The 15,384-nt window shown below is 40.2% G+C and carries 16 protein-coding genes; 12 read left to right on the top strand and 4 right to left on the bottom strand.

Annotated features, from left to right (window positions below; translation table 11 throughout):
• Positions 1-358: 358 nt before the first annotated feature.
• From KIT90_RS09270 to KIT90_RS09250, 5 genes are all read left to right on the top strand, one after another.
• Positions 359-1,540 carry an endonuclease/exonuclease/phosphatase family protein gene (locus tag KIT90_RS09270; protein ID WP_285376407.1) on the top strand — a complete coding sequence of 394 codons (1,182 nt, stop codon included), beginning with the start codon at positions 359-361 and terminating at the stop codon, positions 1,538-1,540.
• A 219-nt stretch (positions 1,541-1,759) separates the two neighbouring features.
• Complete coding sequence (locus KIT90_RS09265) at positions 1,760-2,563, top strand: hypothetical protein (protein ID WP_285376406.1); 804 nt, start codon at positions 1,760-1,762, stop codon at positions 2,561-2,563.
• A 2-nt stretch (positions 2,564-2,565) separates the two neighbouring features.
• Complete coding sequence (locus KIT90_RS09260; protein WP_285376404.1) at positions 2,566-3,657, top strand: KTSC domain-containing protein; 1,092 nt, start codon at positions 2,566-2,568, stop codon at positions 3,655-3,657.
• Between the two features lie 54 nt (positions 3,658-3,711).
• A complete protein-coding gene (locus KIT90_RS09255; protein ID WP_285376402.1) occupies positions 3,712-3,999 on the top strand; it encodes a hypothetical protein in 288 nt (95 codons plus the stop codon).
• Between the two features lie 263 nt (positions 4,000-4,262).
• The gene (locus KIT90_RS09250) at positions 4,263-4,625 is read left to right on the top strand and encodes a DUF3085 domain-containing protein (RefSeq protein WP_054824035.1); all 363 of its coding nucleotides are present in this window, start codon (positions 4,263-4,265) and stop codon (positions 4,623-4,625) included.
• 122 nt (positions 4,626-4,747) lie between these two features.
• Here the strand turns inward: KIT90_RS09250 and KIT90_RS09245 are convergent, their stop codons facing one another.
• Together KIT90_RS09245 and KIT90_RS09240 are read right to left on the bottom strand one after the other, a co-directional pair.
• A complete protein-coding gene (locus KIT90_RS09245; protein WP_285376399.1) occupies positions 4,748-5,191 on the bottom strand; it encodes a hypothetical protein in 444 nt (147 codons plus the stop codon).
• Positions 5,178-5,465 carry a hypothetical protein gene (locus tag KIT90_RS09240; RefSeq protein ID WP_052437581.1) on the bottom strand — a complete coding sequence of 96 codons (288 nt, stop codon included), beginning with the start codon at positions 5,463-5,465 and terminating at the stop codon, positions 5,178-5,180. The genes KIT90_RS09245 and KIT90_RS09240 overlap by 14 nt, the downstream gene beginning before the upstream one ends.
• Before the next feature lie 573 nt (positions 5,466-6,038).
• Between KIT90_RS09240 and radC the strand changes: the two genes are divergently transcribed.
• From radC to KIT90_RS09215, 5 genes are all read left to right on the top strand, one after another.
• A complete protein-coding gene (gene radC / locus KIT90_RS27815) occupies positions 6,039-6,956 on the top strand; it encodes a DNA repair protein RadC (protein WP_306310021.1) in 918 nt (305 codons plus the stop codon).
• A 219-nt stretch (positions 6,957-7,175) separates the two neighbouring features.
• On the top strand, positions 7,176-8,303 hold the full coding sequence (locus tag KIT90_RS09230) for a hypothetical protein (RefSeq protein ID WP_285376397.1): 1,128 nt from the start codon (positions 7,176-7,178) through the stop codon (positions 8,301-8,303).
• Positions 8,304-8,620: 317 nt separating this feature from the next.
• On the top strand, positions 8,621-8,857 hold the full coding sequence (locus KIT90_RS09225) for a hypothetical protein (RefSeq protein WP_074051654.1): 237 nt from the start codon (positions 8,621-8,623) through the stop codon (positions 8,855-8,857).
• 31 nt (positions 8,858-8,888) lie between these two features.
• Positions 8,889-9,335: a deaminase gene (locus tag KIT90_RS09220; RefSeq protein ID WP_074052000.1), complete on the top strand. Its 447-nt coding sequence runs from the start codon at positions 8,889-8,891 to the stop codon at positions 9,333-9,335.
• 334 nt (positions 9,336-9,669) lie between these two features.
• Complete coding sequence (locus KIT90_RS09215) at positions 9,670-9,891, top strand: hypothetical protein (protein WP_074051656.1); 222 nt, start codon at positions 9,670-9,672, stop codon at positions 9,889-9,891.
• Between the two features lie 603 nt (positions 9,892-10,494).
• On the opposite strand, the gene KIT90_RS09210 is transcribed toward KIT90_RS09215, so the two are convergent.
• Positions 10,495-11,037, bottom strand: coding sequence for a hypothetical protein (locus KIT90_RS09210; RefSeq protein ID WP_285376393.1), 543 nt, complete (start codon positions 11,035-11,037; stop codon positions 10,495-10,497).
• Between the two features lie 63 nt (positions 11,038-11,100).
• The gene (locus KIT90_RS09205) at positions 11,101-13,395 is read right to left on the bottom strand and encodes a hypothetical protein (RefSeq protein ID WP_285376391.1); all 2,295 of its coding nucleotides are present in this window, start codon (positions 13,393-13,395) and stop codon (positions 11,101-11,103) included.
• 590 nt (positions 13,396-13,985) lie between these two features.
• Here KIT90_RS09205 and KIT90_RS09200 point away from each other — a divergent pair.
• Both KIT90_RS09200 and KIT90_RS09195 read left to right on the top strand, forming a co-directional pair.
• Entirely contained in the window at positions 13,986-14,864 is an 879-nt protein-coding gene (locus tag KIT90_RS09200) for an HNH endonuclease (protein ID WP_285376390.1), read from the top strand.
• A gap of 2 nt (positions 14,865-14,866) precedes the next feature.
• The gene (locus KIT90_RS09195) at positions 14,867-15,334 is read left to right on the top strand and encodes a YrhA family protein (protein WP_193291654.1); all 468 of its coding nucleotides are present in this window, start codon (positions 14,867-14,869) and stop codon (positions 15,332-15,334) included.
• Positions 15,335-15,384: the final 50 nt, after the last annotated feature.

Here is a 15,384-nt window from a genome sequence, read left to right as displayed (position 1 = left end):
ATTGCAACGAAAAAATCAAACCAACAACTTTCCTATTTCTCACAAATAGTATCATTCACAATCTATAATTATCTCAATTATATATTTATGAAGATAAGTTGTTTATAGATGCGTATCACCTCAAAAAAAATACAATAAACTATATTTATCTAGGTTTATATTATGAGATGTCAATCTATTTTTATCTGTTGTTTCCTTCATCAAAATAATCGAAATCATATAATTTTTATCCAAGTAATCAAACAACTTAGTAATTATGCGATATTTATTTTTTTTCTTTTTGTTTTTTTCCCCACTTTCTCTCGCTACCGAAAATTTAAGAATTGCGACATATAACTCAAAATTCCTTTCGGCTTGCATGAATAAAACTCGTGTCATCAACTATCAAATGGTTGTAGAACGTCTAAATGCGGATATTGTCGCTTTGCAAGAGGTTCGAGATAGATATGCCTTAGAACGATTCTTTCCTGCTGATAAATGGGATGTGATCATTGATGATGACAGTACTGATGATATGAATTTAGCTTTTGCTGTAAGAAAAGGTCTTATTTATAGGTTAGAGTCAGGACAAACAAAGAACGCCGATAAAGACTTAGATTTTGCTTTTCCAAAGTCAAATACCAATTTTGTAGATGAAAGGCGTGTATTAAAGCTCTACGTAACATACAAAGGGAAAGAAGTTCTCCTTCTAAACCACCATGCCAAGTCTCGATACAATGGCCGAGCAATTACTGACTCCACTAGAACTAGTGCCGCTTTAGATCTTGTCGATTTTATCTATCAAGCCCCAACTTTGTATGTCGCTCTGTTGGGTGATTTTAATGATACTCCTGACGACCGTTCTTTAAATACATTGGAGAGCGGTATCGATACTCCAATGAGTATTGAGAACGAAAAAGGGGGATTTCTGGTTAACTTAACTGAACCGCTAGCGTCAAAAGATCACGTCTCGTATGGGTTAAAGAGCCTTGATAAGACGGACTCTATCGTTAAGTTGGTAAACCCTGCCATCGTTGGCTCTAGGCTCGAAAACCTAGATAACTATTCAAGTGACACTCCCGTTAAAAAAGCACTTTATGACCAGATCCTCGTTACTCCAGAGTTAAAATCACTGTTATATCAATCTGCCGAAGCAAGAGTGTTTGATGATATTGTCGGTATTGATGGCAATGACGATACACGAGCCTCAGATCATCTCCCAGTCTATGTAGACTTTGATTGTCCTACTTGTGATACCCCTGACTTGAGAATTGAATCGTTGCTACCCAACCCCATTGGTAAGGATTCAGGTAATGAAACAATCAAGATCAAAAATATGGGTCAACGTTTTGATGGAAAAATTATTATTCAAGACGCCTCTAAGAAAAATGAGGTAGTTCACATGACGCTCGAAGCCAACCAGACCTTCTTACATAAAATCAATTCAGGAGTAACTTTAAACAATTCAGGGGATACCGTTCGAATACTTAATAAGTATGAGGTCAAAATTGATGAAGTAAGTTATTCATCTTCAAAAGAAAACGTTGAAATATACTTTTAAAGGGAGCTTATGATAAAGGGCCTTATAGTAATTGTATCGTTTATTTTGATTGTTTTTATACCTGCCTTTGCTTGCTCAGAAGATGAGTGGAATAAGAATGCAGTTTAAACAATAGTGGAGATATTACAAGAATACTTAATAAGTATTAGTTTGTTATAGATGATGTGACTTATGCATCCATCGATGAAGAAATACAAATGTTTTTAAAGAGATTAGCTCATGAAGAAAATGCAAGGGATTTTTGCGTCAGCGTTATTTGCAATATCACTTTCACCAAACATATTCGCTTATGATATGTGGAATGAAAATCAAGTATACAGTTCAGGTGATATCGTAGAATGGAATGAAAATTTATATATATCATCTCATTGGACAAAAGGTGTAGAGCCGATTGAAAATAATATTAATTGGGACGGTTGGATTTTTATTGATGAGGAAAGTTTAACCGACTGGAATAGTGATGTAATTTATACTGGTGGCGAGATAGTTGAAATTAATGATAGCTATTATCTAGCTAGTTGGTGGAATAAGAATGAGTACCCAGAAACATCATCAGCTTGGCGTCATTTAAAAGATATAAATTTTGGTGATAAAGAACCACCAAAACCAGAAGATGGTAACTCTACTATTGAAGGAAGTGACGCAGATGACAATGGGGTCCGTGACGACTATGAACTTGCCGTTAGAAAATCATACACTGATGAAGAAATGGTTAATGTAGCAATATCTGCAAGCCATGAATGGAAGGCATTGCTACAAGTCAGTCTGAAAGAAGATATTGTTATAACAAAAGAGTATGCCAGCGATTCATTTTCAAACTTAATTTCTCTTAATAGGTGCTTTATTGAAATAAAGAAAAATGATCCCAGCTTTAATTCACCAACAAAGTTGTATTTTAATACTTTAGAACGAGCGTTAGAGAAAAGAAATGCAGAAAATAAACTATTTGATGCGCTTTCTAATGACCTCTCAGGAATAAAATCGTCAGATACTCCTTGTGTAAATTTAACATTGGTGGAATAAAGATGAAAAAGCTACTATCAATATTGCCTTTATTATGGCTTATACCTAATGCACAGGCTAGTAACTGGTGTGAAAGTAACGTAGATAAGCTTCAGCTTTTTTACGTGAATGGTATGTATACCACTCCAAGTGGATTTGCCTCAAACGTTAAAGATTTAGATGATTTTCAAGACAGCTATCTCACTCAGTTTAGAAAAAATGGAGCGGTTGAAGGTTCTTATAACCGTTATGAAGGACACATCGCTCAACTTTATGAGGTCGCAAGGCAGAAATACCAAGATCTTGATAAATCTGGCCCAGAATATATCGTTTTAACATCTATCCTCGGTGGTTTCATTACTGAACTATCAACGGAAGAAGTGTCTATTATTACGCCAGTTCTTATTGAGATATTAAGTTATCTTCCCGAACATGCCATTGAATCGGAAGTTGATTTTCAAAACGCGAGTATTAGATTGAAGTCACTGTTAAGCGACTGTGCTCGTACTGTGCTCATTGGTCATTCACAGGGTAACTTCTACGCAAATGCTTTGGTTAATGAGATTGTGAATACGTATACCTATCCAAATGGAATCAAGCTTTCCGATTACCCAATGCTTGGTATGATGGGAATTGCCAGCCCAGCAAGTTCAGTGGGCGGTGACTTCGGACACGATAACCCTGACTTAGTGGGTGTGCTTACTAACAATAACGACATTGTAATGGCTGCTGTCCGAGATTTTCTCGGTGCTGTTCCTTCAAACTATGATGCTGTTGAAAATCTATTGGATTCAACTGGTCACGGTCTTGCTGCGTCTTACCTACATTCACATGGCCAGGCATCGGTTATTGCTAATCGAGTAAGCTCAATTACAACTAACTTATATCCTATGCCTCTTTTCGAACAGAACCCGTCTAGTTCTTCGGCGATATCTCATATAGGCTATTCGGAAATTAGCGAGTTGTTAGATATTAGGTTTAAGCATGGTGGTGGATACCGTTACCAGAATGTTCCCGCTCAAGTTTGGGATTCATTCTATTGGTCAACATCTCACGGCTCATACTTTAACCGGAACATAAAAGACAAGTACGCTTTTGAGAAAATTGAAGAGTAGTGTTAAACGCCCTACTAAGTAGGGCGTCATTTGGAACAATTAACAGAGAGATAAATGAAAGTACTGTTAGCGCTATTAATATTGAATCACATCGTGTTTATATGCTTTGGGCTGTATATAGAATCTATGATGATGAGTGCTGACAGCCGAGTCCACGGTCAGGCTCCTGGCTATGGCATACTTTACGCGCTTGTCATTTTTCCTGGTCAGGCCTTGCTTGAGGCTTTACTGGTTGTTGGGCTTGCTTATCAAATGTTTTTTGTAAAGCATATGAAGGCTCATCCAATACTATGGATAGCAGCGGTTGGATCTTTCCTCATGGTGTTATGGAATAACTTGTAATGGCTATTTTTTCCTTCAGGAGCACAAATATTCTAATCATTGGTTTGACATCAACCCGAATATTAATAGGGTCACTTGAGAAAGTTTCCTTTTAGACTGAGACCTAGACATGTTTTGTCTAAGCTTGCCTAGGAGGCACGATAGGCGGTTAAGTGATTCTGACGAGGTTGTGCACGGTTGTTGCATTTTTTTAAGACATAAACCTCCGGTAATATGCATTTGTGATATTATCAATTCGTTACTATTCATTGTGAGTTAGAGTTATGGGTATCGCCCGATTTTCCGTAAGAAACCTTTGCGATAAGGTTTTCTCTGAGTACAAACTACAACCTCGCCATTCACGTGGTTCTAACCCTGATGCTGAAATCTTTATTGTTCACAATCAAGGCCTATATTGTATGGCTGATTGTAAGCATGATTTATCTAATCGAGAGGCAAGCCGTGTTTATGCCGAAGGGTGCAATCCGAATGAAGATGAGCTCTGGTTACAACGTTCACGTGAGTTAGTTGGCGGCGATGATTTTTGCCAATCCATTCCTTCGGTATGGATTGAAGCCGCAATTGTTAACGAACAAGAGTATCTTGAGCTAAATATTAGTTCGGACTCGATTGAGCTGGTTGCCTAGCTAATCATCCAAACCAGACCTACCTGTTGTCACTGAGAAGTAAGTCACAACGGGTAGGGGCAACTATCAGAGCTTCCTATCCCCTCCCGAAAAGTTTTTGCAAACTTCAAAGCCAGAAAGGCTTAATGAGCGGAACTTATATTGGTAATGTTTAGTTCGTAAACCTCTTTATCGAAATACCAAGGTTTAGATGCTTGAATAGTTTCGGTTAGCTGATAGTCGTTGTTAGTCAAGTGTTTGATCAGCATTGGCTTCAGCACTACTCCCAAGCCGATAGAGATCGCGAGGCTGGCGACTGGGATAACAGTCATGTAGATGTGTTTAATCCTATTCGGTAGCTTTAGCTTCCCGTTGCTCGCAACGAACAAACCACCGAAGATGAATATGGAGAAGATCCATAGCTGCACTGGTATGGTCGCAAAGTTATAGCTAACTTCTAGTTGTGCTGCTCTTAGGTAGATTATGTCGAAGAGGTTTTTCATCACGACATAAAGCCAAATGAAGTACAGTGAGGATACGGCCAATGCGCCGAAAAGTAGTAGGTATTTGTTCTTAATTGGTTGCATTTTTTAACCCGTTCACGATAGCGTCTTCAACCTCAAATTCATCCCATATTGAACCAATAAGCATCTCAATTCCAACCCATACTAAAACACCAGCCACAATTGGCATCGAGATCCCCATTGCTATTGTCAACGAGACTGCGAGAGTGCTTACTGCTAACACAGTCATTGACTTAAACAGGTCGCTTCCCATGCTTCCACACCAATCAACCAGATCGTAATCATCATTAAACACCAGTTCATTAGTGTTGATCACAGCGGAGACGATTAGACTCAAGACTGCGCCTTTCTTGAACCCATTAATGGTGTCCTGAGCTAATACTCGGGTTTAATTGTCGGTTCAGCTCATAGGGCTCTGTATATAAGAAGTTTTTTTGATTTTCGCCCCGTTTTCTCTTTAGCTCATAAAGTTGGGCGTTCTCGCTGGGCGGCACACCGCTTCGCTCGGTTCATTCCGTCGTTTCACTCCTCCCACGATAACTAACCTCAAGACGAAAATGGTCTTTGCACCAGGTTCGTTCCTCATTTGGTGCCATCCCTCTTTCTGTTCGGCTTAGTTCCTGTGAACAATCACCCAACGCAAAAGCATTCCTATGGCAGTGCCATAGTAACAACGATATTTCGATTATGTTTGCTAAGTGGCTGGTAAATCGCGTCCTCCCTTCTCACCAGTCATTGGTTTCCTAGTGATTTTCCCTATCGCCTTGCAGCTTCCTGTAACCATCCTCAACCAGAACTTATCTGCAAGGGTATATAAACGCTGCGCGCCCCTGCAGAGAAGAACCATGTTTGAGGGTTGGACAGTCAGGCAACGACGAAGATGAAATTCACTCCATAAGGAAACCTAGCCATGACTGACTCATACGTAATCCGCTCAACCATCACTAAACAACCAGAACCGACCAAGTTCTCGAACTTGGAGTCGAAGGCTGCCTCTAAAGATGAGTTTTTAAAATCTTTTACTGGTCATAAGCTGCGCAAGAATGCCAAAAAGAAAATCGCTCGGTTACTTGCGTACGCGGATACCGTTATGCTTAAAACTCAGTCTATGGGGATGGATGATTGTTTCCGCCATAATGAGCCTATTGCAATGGCAAAAGAGGATTTCTTTGCGTGGTATAACAAGGAATACTCAAGCATGGTTATCTATCTGACTATTAAAGAGGGCGTGCTTCAGAGTGTTAGGTTTTGTGACTGTATTTACCACTTCTCAAATGATGTCGTGATGACATTTTCTTTGGAAGCGCAAGAGAACAAAACTGAAACTGTAGAAGGAGCTCAAAGCTTGGCTTCTGTCGCTTATTCGGATTCTGGTTTGTTCACAGCACACGAACAAGCGGCTTTAGATGAAGCTGCGGCAATTCTTAAGTCAAAGTTATGTATTAGTGAGCAGCCAGCTCTTAGTTCGCCTGAGATGGTGAAGAATTTTTGTCGCTATTCCTTAGCTGCGCGTGAGAATGAAGTGTTTGGGGTTATTTTTCTAGATAACCAGCATCGCGTACGTTCTTCTGAGGAGCTTTTTACTGGCACCGTTAATGCCGCTTCAGTGTACCCTCGCGAAGTTGTCAAAAAAGCTCTAGCCGAAAACGCAAGCGCAGTCATTTTTTACCACAATCACCCATCAGGTGTTGTTGAGCCTAGCCAAGCAGATCGACGCATTACGCGTCGCTTGATTGATGCTCTAGCATTGATTGATGTGCGAGTTCTCGATCACTTTGTTGTGTCTTTTGAGGATACGGTTTCGTTTGCTGAGCGAGGTTGGGTTTAAAAAGGCGGCTTCGGCTGCCTTTTTATTTCTATAAACTTCACGATATTTCCCAAAATCTACGTATCTTCAAATAAGCTGCTTTAGTAGGCTGGCGCTATCATTCTTTGTAAGGTGACGGAACGAAATCGACATTTTAGAACTGTATCAAGAAAGTATGTTGGAAATTCTGAGTGTTAGCATTAATCTAGATTGAAGATACTTTCGTGATACAGGTGAACTATGTTTTTAAGCCACGGTGTAAATAAACAAGGCGAGTTAGTGAGTATTCACGAAGTGAGTGCTGGCCGCGTCCCTTTAAGTTGTCCGTTCTGTGGGCAAGGCTTGTTGGCCAAGAAAGGGTCACAAAAGGAACATCATTTTGCTCATGACGGCCAGACTTGCGCTGATGCTAAAGCAATATTGCAGATGACCGCCTTACCTTTGTTTGATGTGGATATGGGCCTTTCCAAGACAGAGATTACTTTGCTTGAAAAGCTATCTCGATGGCGTTCTTTTAGTCGAACTTGGTTATCGACGAAGCAAAGAGCTGTGTTCGATGAACTGGTCGTTTCTGGACTCGTTGGGTTTCAAGAAGGAGATGACAGACCAAGACTCTCAAAGAGTGCTAAACAGTTGCTCACTCTCAATTCCCGTGCTGGGCGATACTTGTCTATACCAGATTATGCCGAGCTCCAAGAGGCGTTATTTGTAGCGAAGGAAAAGCAGTTGATCGCACATGATGTAGCTCATGACACTCAAACCACCAAATTTTTCCGACTTCGTCTAGCGACTGTTCTGCAACAACACCTGTATGTATTGCGGGTCAGCTTGGAGCAAGATGAGGTTTGTTATCCGCTGCTCAAAGTCGGAATGACAACTCGAAGCATAGAAGAACGAACGTCGGAGATCTGCCGTGATTTAGAGAAGTTTGGTCGCATACAAAATATTAAGGTGCTTGGGTTCTTTCATCACTTCGGAAGCCTAGAAAAGCGTTTGTTGAAGTTGATACAACCACAACAACATAAACTAGGTTCTCTTACTGAATACAGTGACCTATTAAGTATTTCTCCACACTTACTTAACGAAGATATTCGAAACCTTGGTAAGCGCAAGGTGAACGGCCACGAATGCTCTGTTACGTACCGCCATCACCAAAGAAAGGTTCGAGGCGGCCAGCGCCGTTCTCAATTGCTCAATAAGCGGAGCTTGGGTCGGCCAAGCAAAAAAGCAGATACTTTACTGGAAGATTACCCCGATGTAGTGAGGGCTTATAAGAGCGGACTATCACTTCGGAAAGCGAGCGCGGAAACTGGCCGTGCTGTTAATACTATTCGAAAAGTCTATGACGTTCTTAAGACTAAGGATTAAAGTTTATGAGTAAATGGAGGTATCGTTAGCTCGAATTTGGACATAAATGAGTCAGTGATTTTGCTAAATTAACATTTAGAGGATTACCTCAGGTATTGCAAAACCTCTAGTGTAGTGACCAATTTCACTTATCCACTACATTGCGACATCAATACGTTATATGGGGATATGACAACATATTGTTATAGCTCACAAAACACACAACTCCCTCTATCCACTTCTTTCTTTTTAATTAATATTCCTCACGAACAAATGGAACAAGTATCATAGATACTGCACACATACAAACACCTAACAATTCAATAATAGGAAGCAATATGGAACTAAAAAATGTCCTTAAGCTGTCTCCTACTCAATCGCTCAAAAGAACTAGTTATAGAACCAAAGGTTCTATGGCTGAGAAAGACTTATATGAATATGACGTCTTAGATTCAGATGGGAATTGCGTGGGTAAAGTTCTGCACGTAGACGAAGTAACTCGTCAAGGTGTCAATCGCCAATATGTTAAGCATACAGACTCTAATGGAGAGGTGATCCTTGAGCAAAACTGGTAAACCATCCAAATGGTCTTGGGCAGATATGCCCATGTCTAAATGGGATATACGCTTCTGTAAATTAGCAAAGCATGTCTCAGAGTGGTCAAAAGATCCCAATGCAAAGGTTGGAGCCGTTCTTTTCTCTAAAAAAGGGGGAGATATAACTATTGGATACAATGGTTTCCCATTTGGCGTCGAGGATAGTGTAAAGCGACTTCAAGATAAAGAGACAAAACTAGATCTTGTGGTACACGCTGAAGTCAATGCACTGATTGCAGCTGGTAGCAGAGCTCGAGGAGCCACCCTTTTTGTATGGGGTAAGCCAATATGTTCCAGATGCGCCGGACCAATTATTCAAGCAGGGGTTAAGCGTGTTGTGGCACTGAAGCCCGGGGATTCTGATTCAAAATGGGATAGAAGTGGCCAGGTCGCCCTAGAAATGTTTCAAGAAGCCGGTATCTCGGTTGATTTCTATGTATACAAAGGAGATGAATAATGTCACTAAAAAGCACTGGACTACCTATTATTTGCGATGAGTGTAGACAACCAATTACTAGCCATGACGATGCATACGTTGAATGGATAGAACCAACATTTAACGAGCCTCAGGATGTAAGAATAGTCCACGCAGCACACTCATCTCCTAACAAACCTAATGGAAACTGTTTTAAACACACAGCTCACTTTCATAGGTGTGATATGGATCTTTCGGCGATAAAATCCGATCCAAATGAAATGACACGCCTCGGACTTATATAGATTTTTCAATTTCAGCTAACTAAGAACTGAAAGGCAATTTGCGAACAAATCACATAACAGGAATCGAATTTATGCCAAGCATCACTTGTGTTAATGAAGATTGTGGAGCCAATATCCCATTTGACCTATCACAACTAAATATTGAGGGGGAAGAACCTTCAGGAAATCATACAACGCAATATTCAGGATCAGGTGAATTCACATGTCAAGATTGCAACTCTGAGACTTCAGTTACATGTATCTGGGATGAAGAAAATGATACAGGCGAAATCCTTAGCTTAGATATCATGTAGATAATTTCAGCTAGTACTTTAAAGCGCCCGAGCTTAATGGGCGCTTTAGTTTAGTCACCTACAAAGACTTTATTCCAATGTCGCTTAACTGGAGCAATACCTACACCTAGCTCTTTAGCTGTAGCACTCTAAATAAACTTAACTGTTCTTTGTACTAGTAAGTGAGGTAAACAGAACATCCGCTAACAGTTTCTTTTCAGCAAACATTGGCTTTATAGTATTTTCAGAAAATACAGACGCCATAGCAGCAACATACTGTTTTATGAGTCTTATTCTTCCTTCCACTCATAAATTGCAAAACATGTCTGTATAATCACAAATGATCAACTAGGCTCATAATTTGTTATTAGTATATGTAGGTCAAGAACTGACATGAGTAAGTGGTCAGGAACCTTGAGCTAAACAGTTTTGGGGCACTTTCGAGTTAGAAAGTGCCACGGGTAAAAATTCAACCTGTGAAGTTCTTGGACAAAACCTTGTCAGTTACATTACTAAATTAGAACATAACGGATTAGCTCACGTATGGAGAGGTAACGCTCCACTCAAAATAAAAACGGCTAGCGAGAATAACTCAAACTAGCCGTTTATTTTATTTTCACGTTATTAAAAACCTAAGATAGAACGCTTGTTCTTCTTTAGGTGTTTTAGGTACGGGTCTTCCTTAGCATCATAGCTCTTTAAGTGATCTATTCCTGCAAGTAATCCATACTCCTTTTCTGCCTGTTTAAGGGCTTTTTGAATGATCGAATCTTTAGAATGTAGACTGACTTTTGTCTTTGCAACTCTTGGCCGACCTATTTCCTTAACTGTAAAATATCGTCTAGCTTTGGTGAGCTCTCGAATCTGAACCCCAATGTCTTGGTGCTTCACTATATATGAGTTTGGTGTACTATTTTCCACAACAGCTGCAATGTCGCTTGCAACAGACTGCAAATCGCTTAACTGCTTTTCCCGGTGCGCGTTAATCAAACTCTCTAACGCCTTTTTTCTCTCTATAGTTCTGCGTCTCTTTGCCGATTTCAGCTTCGCATTAGAGTCATAAGATTTGCTGGAGTTAGATGTTGATGGTGCATCATCTTCCTTATATGCGTCATATAATTTTTTTGCGCCATACGCTAATGGTATAACCGCTAACCATAAAGCCATTGTTTTGCACCCTTTAAACTTGAAAGAGGGTCCTGCAATGAACGCAGACCCCTCTTGTAATGATTAAGCCGTCTTAGATTCAAACTTTCCAGTTAGTAAGTCACGAATCTCAACTAGAGCTTCAACAGAACGCTTTAATTCATCAATGTCATATTCTGTAGCTGCATCTTCCTTCAGCTTATTGATGTACTCTTCAGTTTGTTCTACCAGTTCATCTAGACCAGCCTGAATTGCAGTCTCAGTATTGTTCCAGAACTTAGCAATGCAATCTTCAATTTGGTCCCAAACGTTTTCCTTTTTGATTGCTTCAGCAACCTTTTTAGCGAGGCTTTTCTGCCATGAACTACCCATTAAACGATAAACCATATATCCAATCGCAGCTGCAATGGCAATACCGATAGTGATCGGGCCACCAAGAGCCGCCACGAACGATGTAACTGAGGTTACGCTACTGGCAAGTCCTAACGAAACAAGCACACCCGCAGCTTTACCAACTAGGATGTAAGCCCCTAAGTTGCTTGCAATCGTAGATACATATAGTGCCATTGCACCTAGACTTCCTAGTCCGGCCATACCACCAACAAATGCTGCGCGGGAGTTAAATTCAGAAACATCGATATCAAGCCCACCAATTTCTGAGTCAATAGAAGCCTTTGTCATTTTAGGAGCTGCTTTTTGCCATCGCACCAGAAGGGCGTCCACCTCATTTGAGACAACTTTACCGCTAGATTTTAGGTTACTCTCAAGTTTAGAGGTGATCAGCTGGCTGAAATAATTGCCAATTTCTGTTTGAGCTTCTTTCTTGTCATCATAAGTTTCGGTAATCAGCGTTTCCAAACCTTCCGCAGATGAATTGTACTGATAGAACGTCTTCATATCAGAAAGATCTTTTTTCTTACGGTCAGCACAAGATGCAATAAGTTCCTCGAAATCGGCCTTTATTTTAGAAGCCTGTTTACGAAATCGCGCATCTTGTTCATTGACCTCATTTACACGGTCAACACTTGATTGCTCTTTGTCTTTCAATGATTCAATAGCAACCGCTAGAACCTTATCTGCTTGAGAGTAAATATTCTTGATATTTTGCTCTACGATAGCAGCATGATTCTCATTCAGGTAATCTGCCATCTCATCGACTTGACGGATAAGCGATGTACGATATAGCTCATTCTCTCGCCAGAACGGTTGTGTACGAGCAGTCAGTTCATGAGGTTCTGGTGCTTCATCGATATAACCATCTTCTATCCAATGAGTGAAAATTAGCTTATCTAGCTGCTTCTTCACGCGTTTAAACGTCACTTTACCAACCATAGAAACATCATCAGCATTTAGATCGCTATGACAGTGCGATTGGACGAATAATAGATGCTTCAGAGGATTATTTTTATCGACTGGTGGGCGCTGACGGATGATATTTGCTGCAAAGCCCAAATCACTTTCCTTAAAGAAACCAGCGTGCATAGACAAGAATACAACACCATCAGCTAGCTCTACACCACCAAGCGCTTTTTCTGTGTCGCTGTCATCTTCACTGTTTAGATCCCCTGGAGTATCCATCAACCACACTTTTTTGAGGATAGGCGCATCCATGAACACGATTGCGATGTACGCTTCGTTCTCAAATGATTCATCATAATTGTGTACGCCTAAACGGTCTAGAATATCGGTACCGCCTTGCTCTATCAGGTACTTATTGACCAGTTCTTGAGAGTGAATCATGTATGGCTTAAAACCTTTACGGAAGATTGCCACTTGGCCATTGATTATGGATGGTTGATCATCCGTGTGCATCAACAGGTTTACCACGCAGGTAGCTGGAGTGAACTTTTCTTTTAGTACCTTCCCATCCGTTAACGTGTTGAACATTGTGGTTTTGCCTGAGTCATAGTGTCCAAAACCACCAATGATAGGCTTTCCATTTAGAGATTTTAGAAGCTCTTCGAACTTTTCAAACTTGTCTCCAAGTTCAATCGAATCAATGTAGCTTCTCTCTTTAGCGATTTTAGCAATAGCGGATTTTGTATCGGTAATCTTATCTATGGCCTGTGCTACTTTTGTTGCAACTTCAGTTGTAGTGATAATAGACATGGAAATATCTTCCTTTTTGTAAGTTATTTGGTTTAGGAACTCATAGAAGCGACTTGGTTCCATACCTATTGCGTTCAGGTAACCAGCCATTTTTATCGCATCTGCTTTCAGTGGTTGCTTTTCAATTCGGGAAACGGCCCTTTGATCAAGAGTTCTTCCCATACCATAGATATCAGAACGTGCTGCAACATCTTCCTGAGAAAGACCTGCTTCAGTTCTAGAACCAATGAGGAATTCTATAAGCTGTTTGTTGATGTTTTCGTTGCTCATACTCTGTACCTGTTAATCAGCAAAGCGTTATTGCTTGCAGACTTTAAGACGTTTTTGTCTAGAACAAGGTTAATATAGAGCGTCAAATAATGACTGTCAATAAGTTAGACTAATTTGTCTATGTAAAATGCATATTATCAATAAGGCATTATAATTTAGTGACTTATAACTCTGAACCCCTTTTCTTATCTGACAAAAAACTCATTAATTGGGTAGGTAGTCCTTGTCATAGAGCAATCTGAATAGCCACCAGTATCGTAGCCACTTTTAGCATTACCTAAAATAGGCCGATTTATGACAAAAGAAATGAGTCCTGATTCTTGTGCTAGAAAGGTTTTGGGGCAGAAATGAGGCAGATGATTGGTAGCAAATTGTTTATTGAGGATGACTGTGAGCGAATGTCACCATCGGCTAGGTGAAATACTTAAGCTTGTTAGAAAGGCGTCCTTTTGGGGGCGTCTTTTTGTTTGTGATTCTCGTTAATACGTTCTTTTTTATAGTGAAAGTGACGGTTTGCGTTTCAATGTATAACCAGTATAAAAATACGGTTATATGATAGGCACTTGGCCTTATGGGAGATGTATTTATCTATGGATGACGATGATATTGAAAAGAAGCACATAGCGACTAGTAGCGGTGGAGGTTACACTCCACTCGTTAAGGGGGAGGTAAGCCCTAAAACACAGACGCTTGGAGAAACTCTCAAACAACTTGCTGAACGGCAGCGTTTGGCACGTAAAGAAGAACTGACCTATTCAAAAGAAGATGAAGCTCGTTGGGCCGCAAATCGGCAAAGAGTGATTGGCCGCCAAGAAAAAGTTGAAGTGCCTAGTTTCGATCTTGATGAGGTATTGGCGAACCCTGAACTGGATGCGATTAAGCCGGTTAAGCTAGACCCTGCTTCAATGCTCGCTGATGATATTGAATCATTAACAGAGGAGGGGAAAAACTTCATCCAAAACCCTACACTGCTCGGTGCAGCATCAATGGCTGCAATTGCCATTCCGGGAAAATTTGCAGATGATCTAACGAGCTTTGTTGGTAAATACAAAGGTAAGGATATCACTCTTGATGATATGAAAATGCTCGACATTTCCTACCTAAAAAGAAGCAGAGAAGAGCTCAACAAGCTGAGAAAAGAGTTCAACAACGGGGTTAGGAAAAACTACCTAATAGAACTCTCCAAAGACAGCGAAGTGACAAAGAAGCTAAAAGCATTAAATGTACCTCAAGAGGAAATAAACAAACTCTCATTTGGTCGAGTTCCTGCATCTTTTGAAGTGCACCACAAACTGCCGTTAGATGATAGTGGTACAAATGATTTTTCAAACTTGGTTTTGATTAGGAAAGCTCCAGAACATGCGGCACTAACGACCTATCAAAAACAAACGACAAAAAACCTCACAGTTGGTAATGTTGCAGAAGTTCAGTGGCCTGTGCCTGATGGCACTATTTACCCCAAGAAGTAGGGATGAAAATGTCAGATAGAGATATGTTGGAGATGCTAAAGCTCCAAAATGAAAAAGAACATCAGATGTTCGGTGTTGGTTTTTTCGTTCCTTCTGCAAATGACGCAGATGTTGAACAATGCAAAAGAAAAGTTGAAAAGCTGTTCAATCTGAAGCTAGATAGTGATTACCTTTCGATCCTAAAGGAAACAAACGGCTTCTCATGTAATGGCTTTAACTTATATGGGAGTGAACAAAAAAATGAACCATATTTTTTGGATGGCATTATCGATGCGAATTTGGAATTTTGGGAAGAAGAGTCGTTAAGGAAGTACTTCGCGTATAGTGAAGAATCAACGACTAGGATAGCGTTCAACCTTGATAACAAGACGTTTGTTATTGTTGATAGTGTGTCATGGGATGAGCTCTATAGCTTCGCTACCTTTTTTGAAGCATTGAGTTTTAATCTAGAAGATAGTTGTATATTTTAGTTGCATATCAAAAGGTTAAGTTGCGATCAGACCTGTCAGAAACAATGAAA

Origin of the sequence: Vibrio sp. B172a (assembly GCF_030248355.1) — a bacterium.
In the GTDB taxonomy this organism is placed as follows: domain Bacteria; phylum Pseudomonadota; class Gammaproteobacteria; order Enterobacterales; family Vibrionaceae; genus Vibrio; species Vibrio owensii.
This window is presented reverse-complemented; position numbering and strand designations above follow the sequence as displayed.

What these genes read in the sequence shown, in the direction of transcription:
- KIT90_RS09270 (WP_285376407.1), top strand. Translation starts at nt 359, where the DNA reads ATGAATAAAACTCGTGTCATCAACTATCAAATGGTTGTAGAACGTCTA.
- KIT90_RS09265 (WP_285376406.1), top strand. Translation starts at nt 1,760, where the DNA reads ATGAAGAAAATGCAAGGGATTTTTGCGTCAGCGTTATTTGCAATATCA.
- KIT90_RS09260 (WP_285376404.1), top strand. Translation starts at nt 2,566, where the DNA reads ATGAAAAAGCTACTATCAATATTGCCTTTATTATGGCTTATACCTAAT.
- KIT90_RS09255 (WP_285376402.1), top strand. Translation starts at nt 3,712, where the DNA reads ATGAAAGTACTGTTAGCGCTATTAATATTGAATCACATCGTGTTTATA.
- KIT90_RS09250 (WP_054824035.1), top strand. Translation starts at nt 4,263, where the DNA reads ATGGGTATCGCCCGATTTTCCGTAAGAAACCTTTGCGATAAGGTTTTC.
- KIT90_RS09245 (WP_285376399.1), bottom strand. Translation starts at nt 5,191, where the DNA reads ATGCAACCAATTAAGAACAAATACCTACTACTTTTCGGCGCATTGGCC.
- radC (WP_306310021.1), top strand. Translation starts at nt 6,039, where the DNA reads ATGACTGACTCATACGTAATCCGCTCAACCATCACTAAACAACCAGAA.
- KIT90_RS09230 (WP_285376397.1), top strand. Translation starts at nt 7,176, where the DNA reads ATGTTTTTAAGCCACGGTGTAAATAAACAAGGCGAGTTAGTGAGTATT.
- KIT90_RS09225 (WP_074051654.1), top strand. Translation starts at nt 8,621, where the DNA reads ATGGAACTAAAAAATGTCCTTAAGCTGTCTCCTACTCAATCGCTCAAA.
- KIT90_RS09220 (WP_074052000.1), top strand. Translation starts at nt 8,889, where the DNA reads ATGTCTAAATGGGATATACGCTTCTGTAAATTAGCAAAGCATGTCTCA.
- KIT90_RS09215 (WP_074051656.1), top strand. Translation starts at nt 9,670, where the DNA reads ATGCCAAGCATCACTTGTGTTAATGAAGATTGTGGAGCCAATATCCCA.
- KIT90_RS09210 (WP_285376393.1), bottom strand. Translation starts at nt 11,037, where the DNA reads ATGGCTTTATGGTTAGCGGTTATACCATTAGCGTATGGCGCAAAAAAA.
- KIT90_RS09205 (WP_285376391.1), bottom strand. Translation starts at nt 13,395, where the DNA reads ATGAGCAACGAAAACATCAACAAACAGCTTATAGAATTCCTCATTGGT.
- KIT90_RS09200 (WP_285376390.1), top strand. Translation starts at nt 13,986, where the DNA reads ATGGATGACGATGATATTGAAAAGAAGCACATAGCGACTAGTAGCGGT.
- KIT90_RS09195 (WP_193291654.1), top strand. Translation starts at nt 14,867, where the DNA reads ATGAAAATGTCAGATAGAGATATGTTGGAGATGCTAAAGCTCCAAAAT.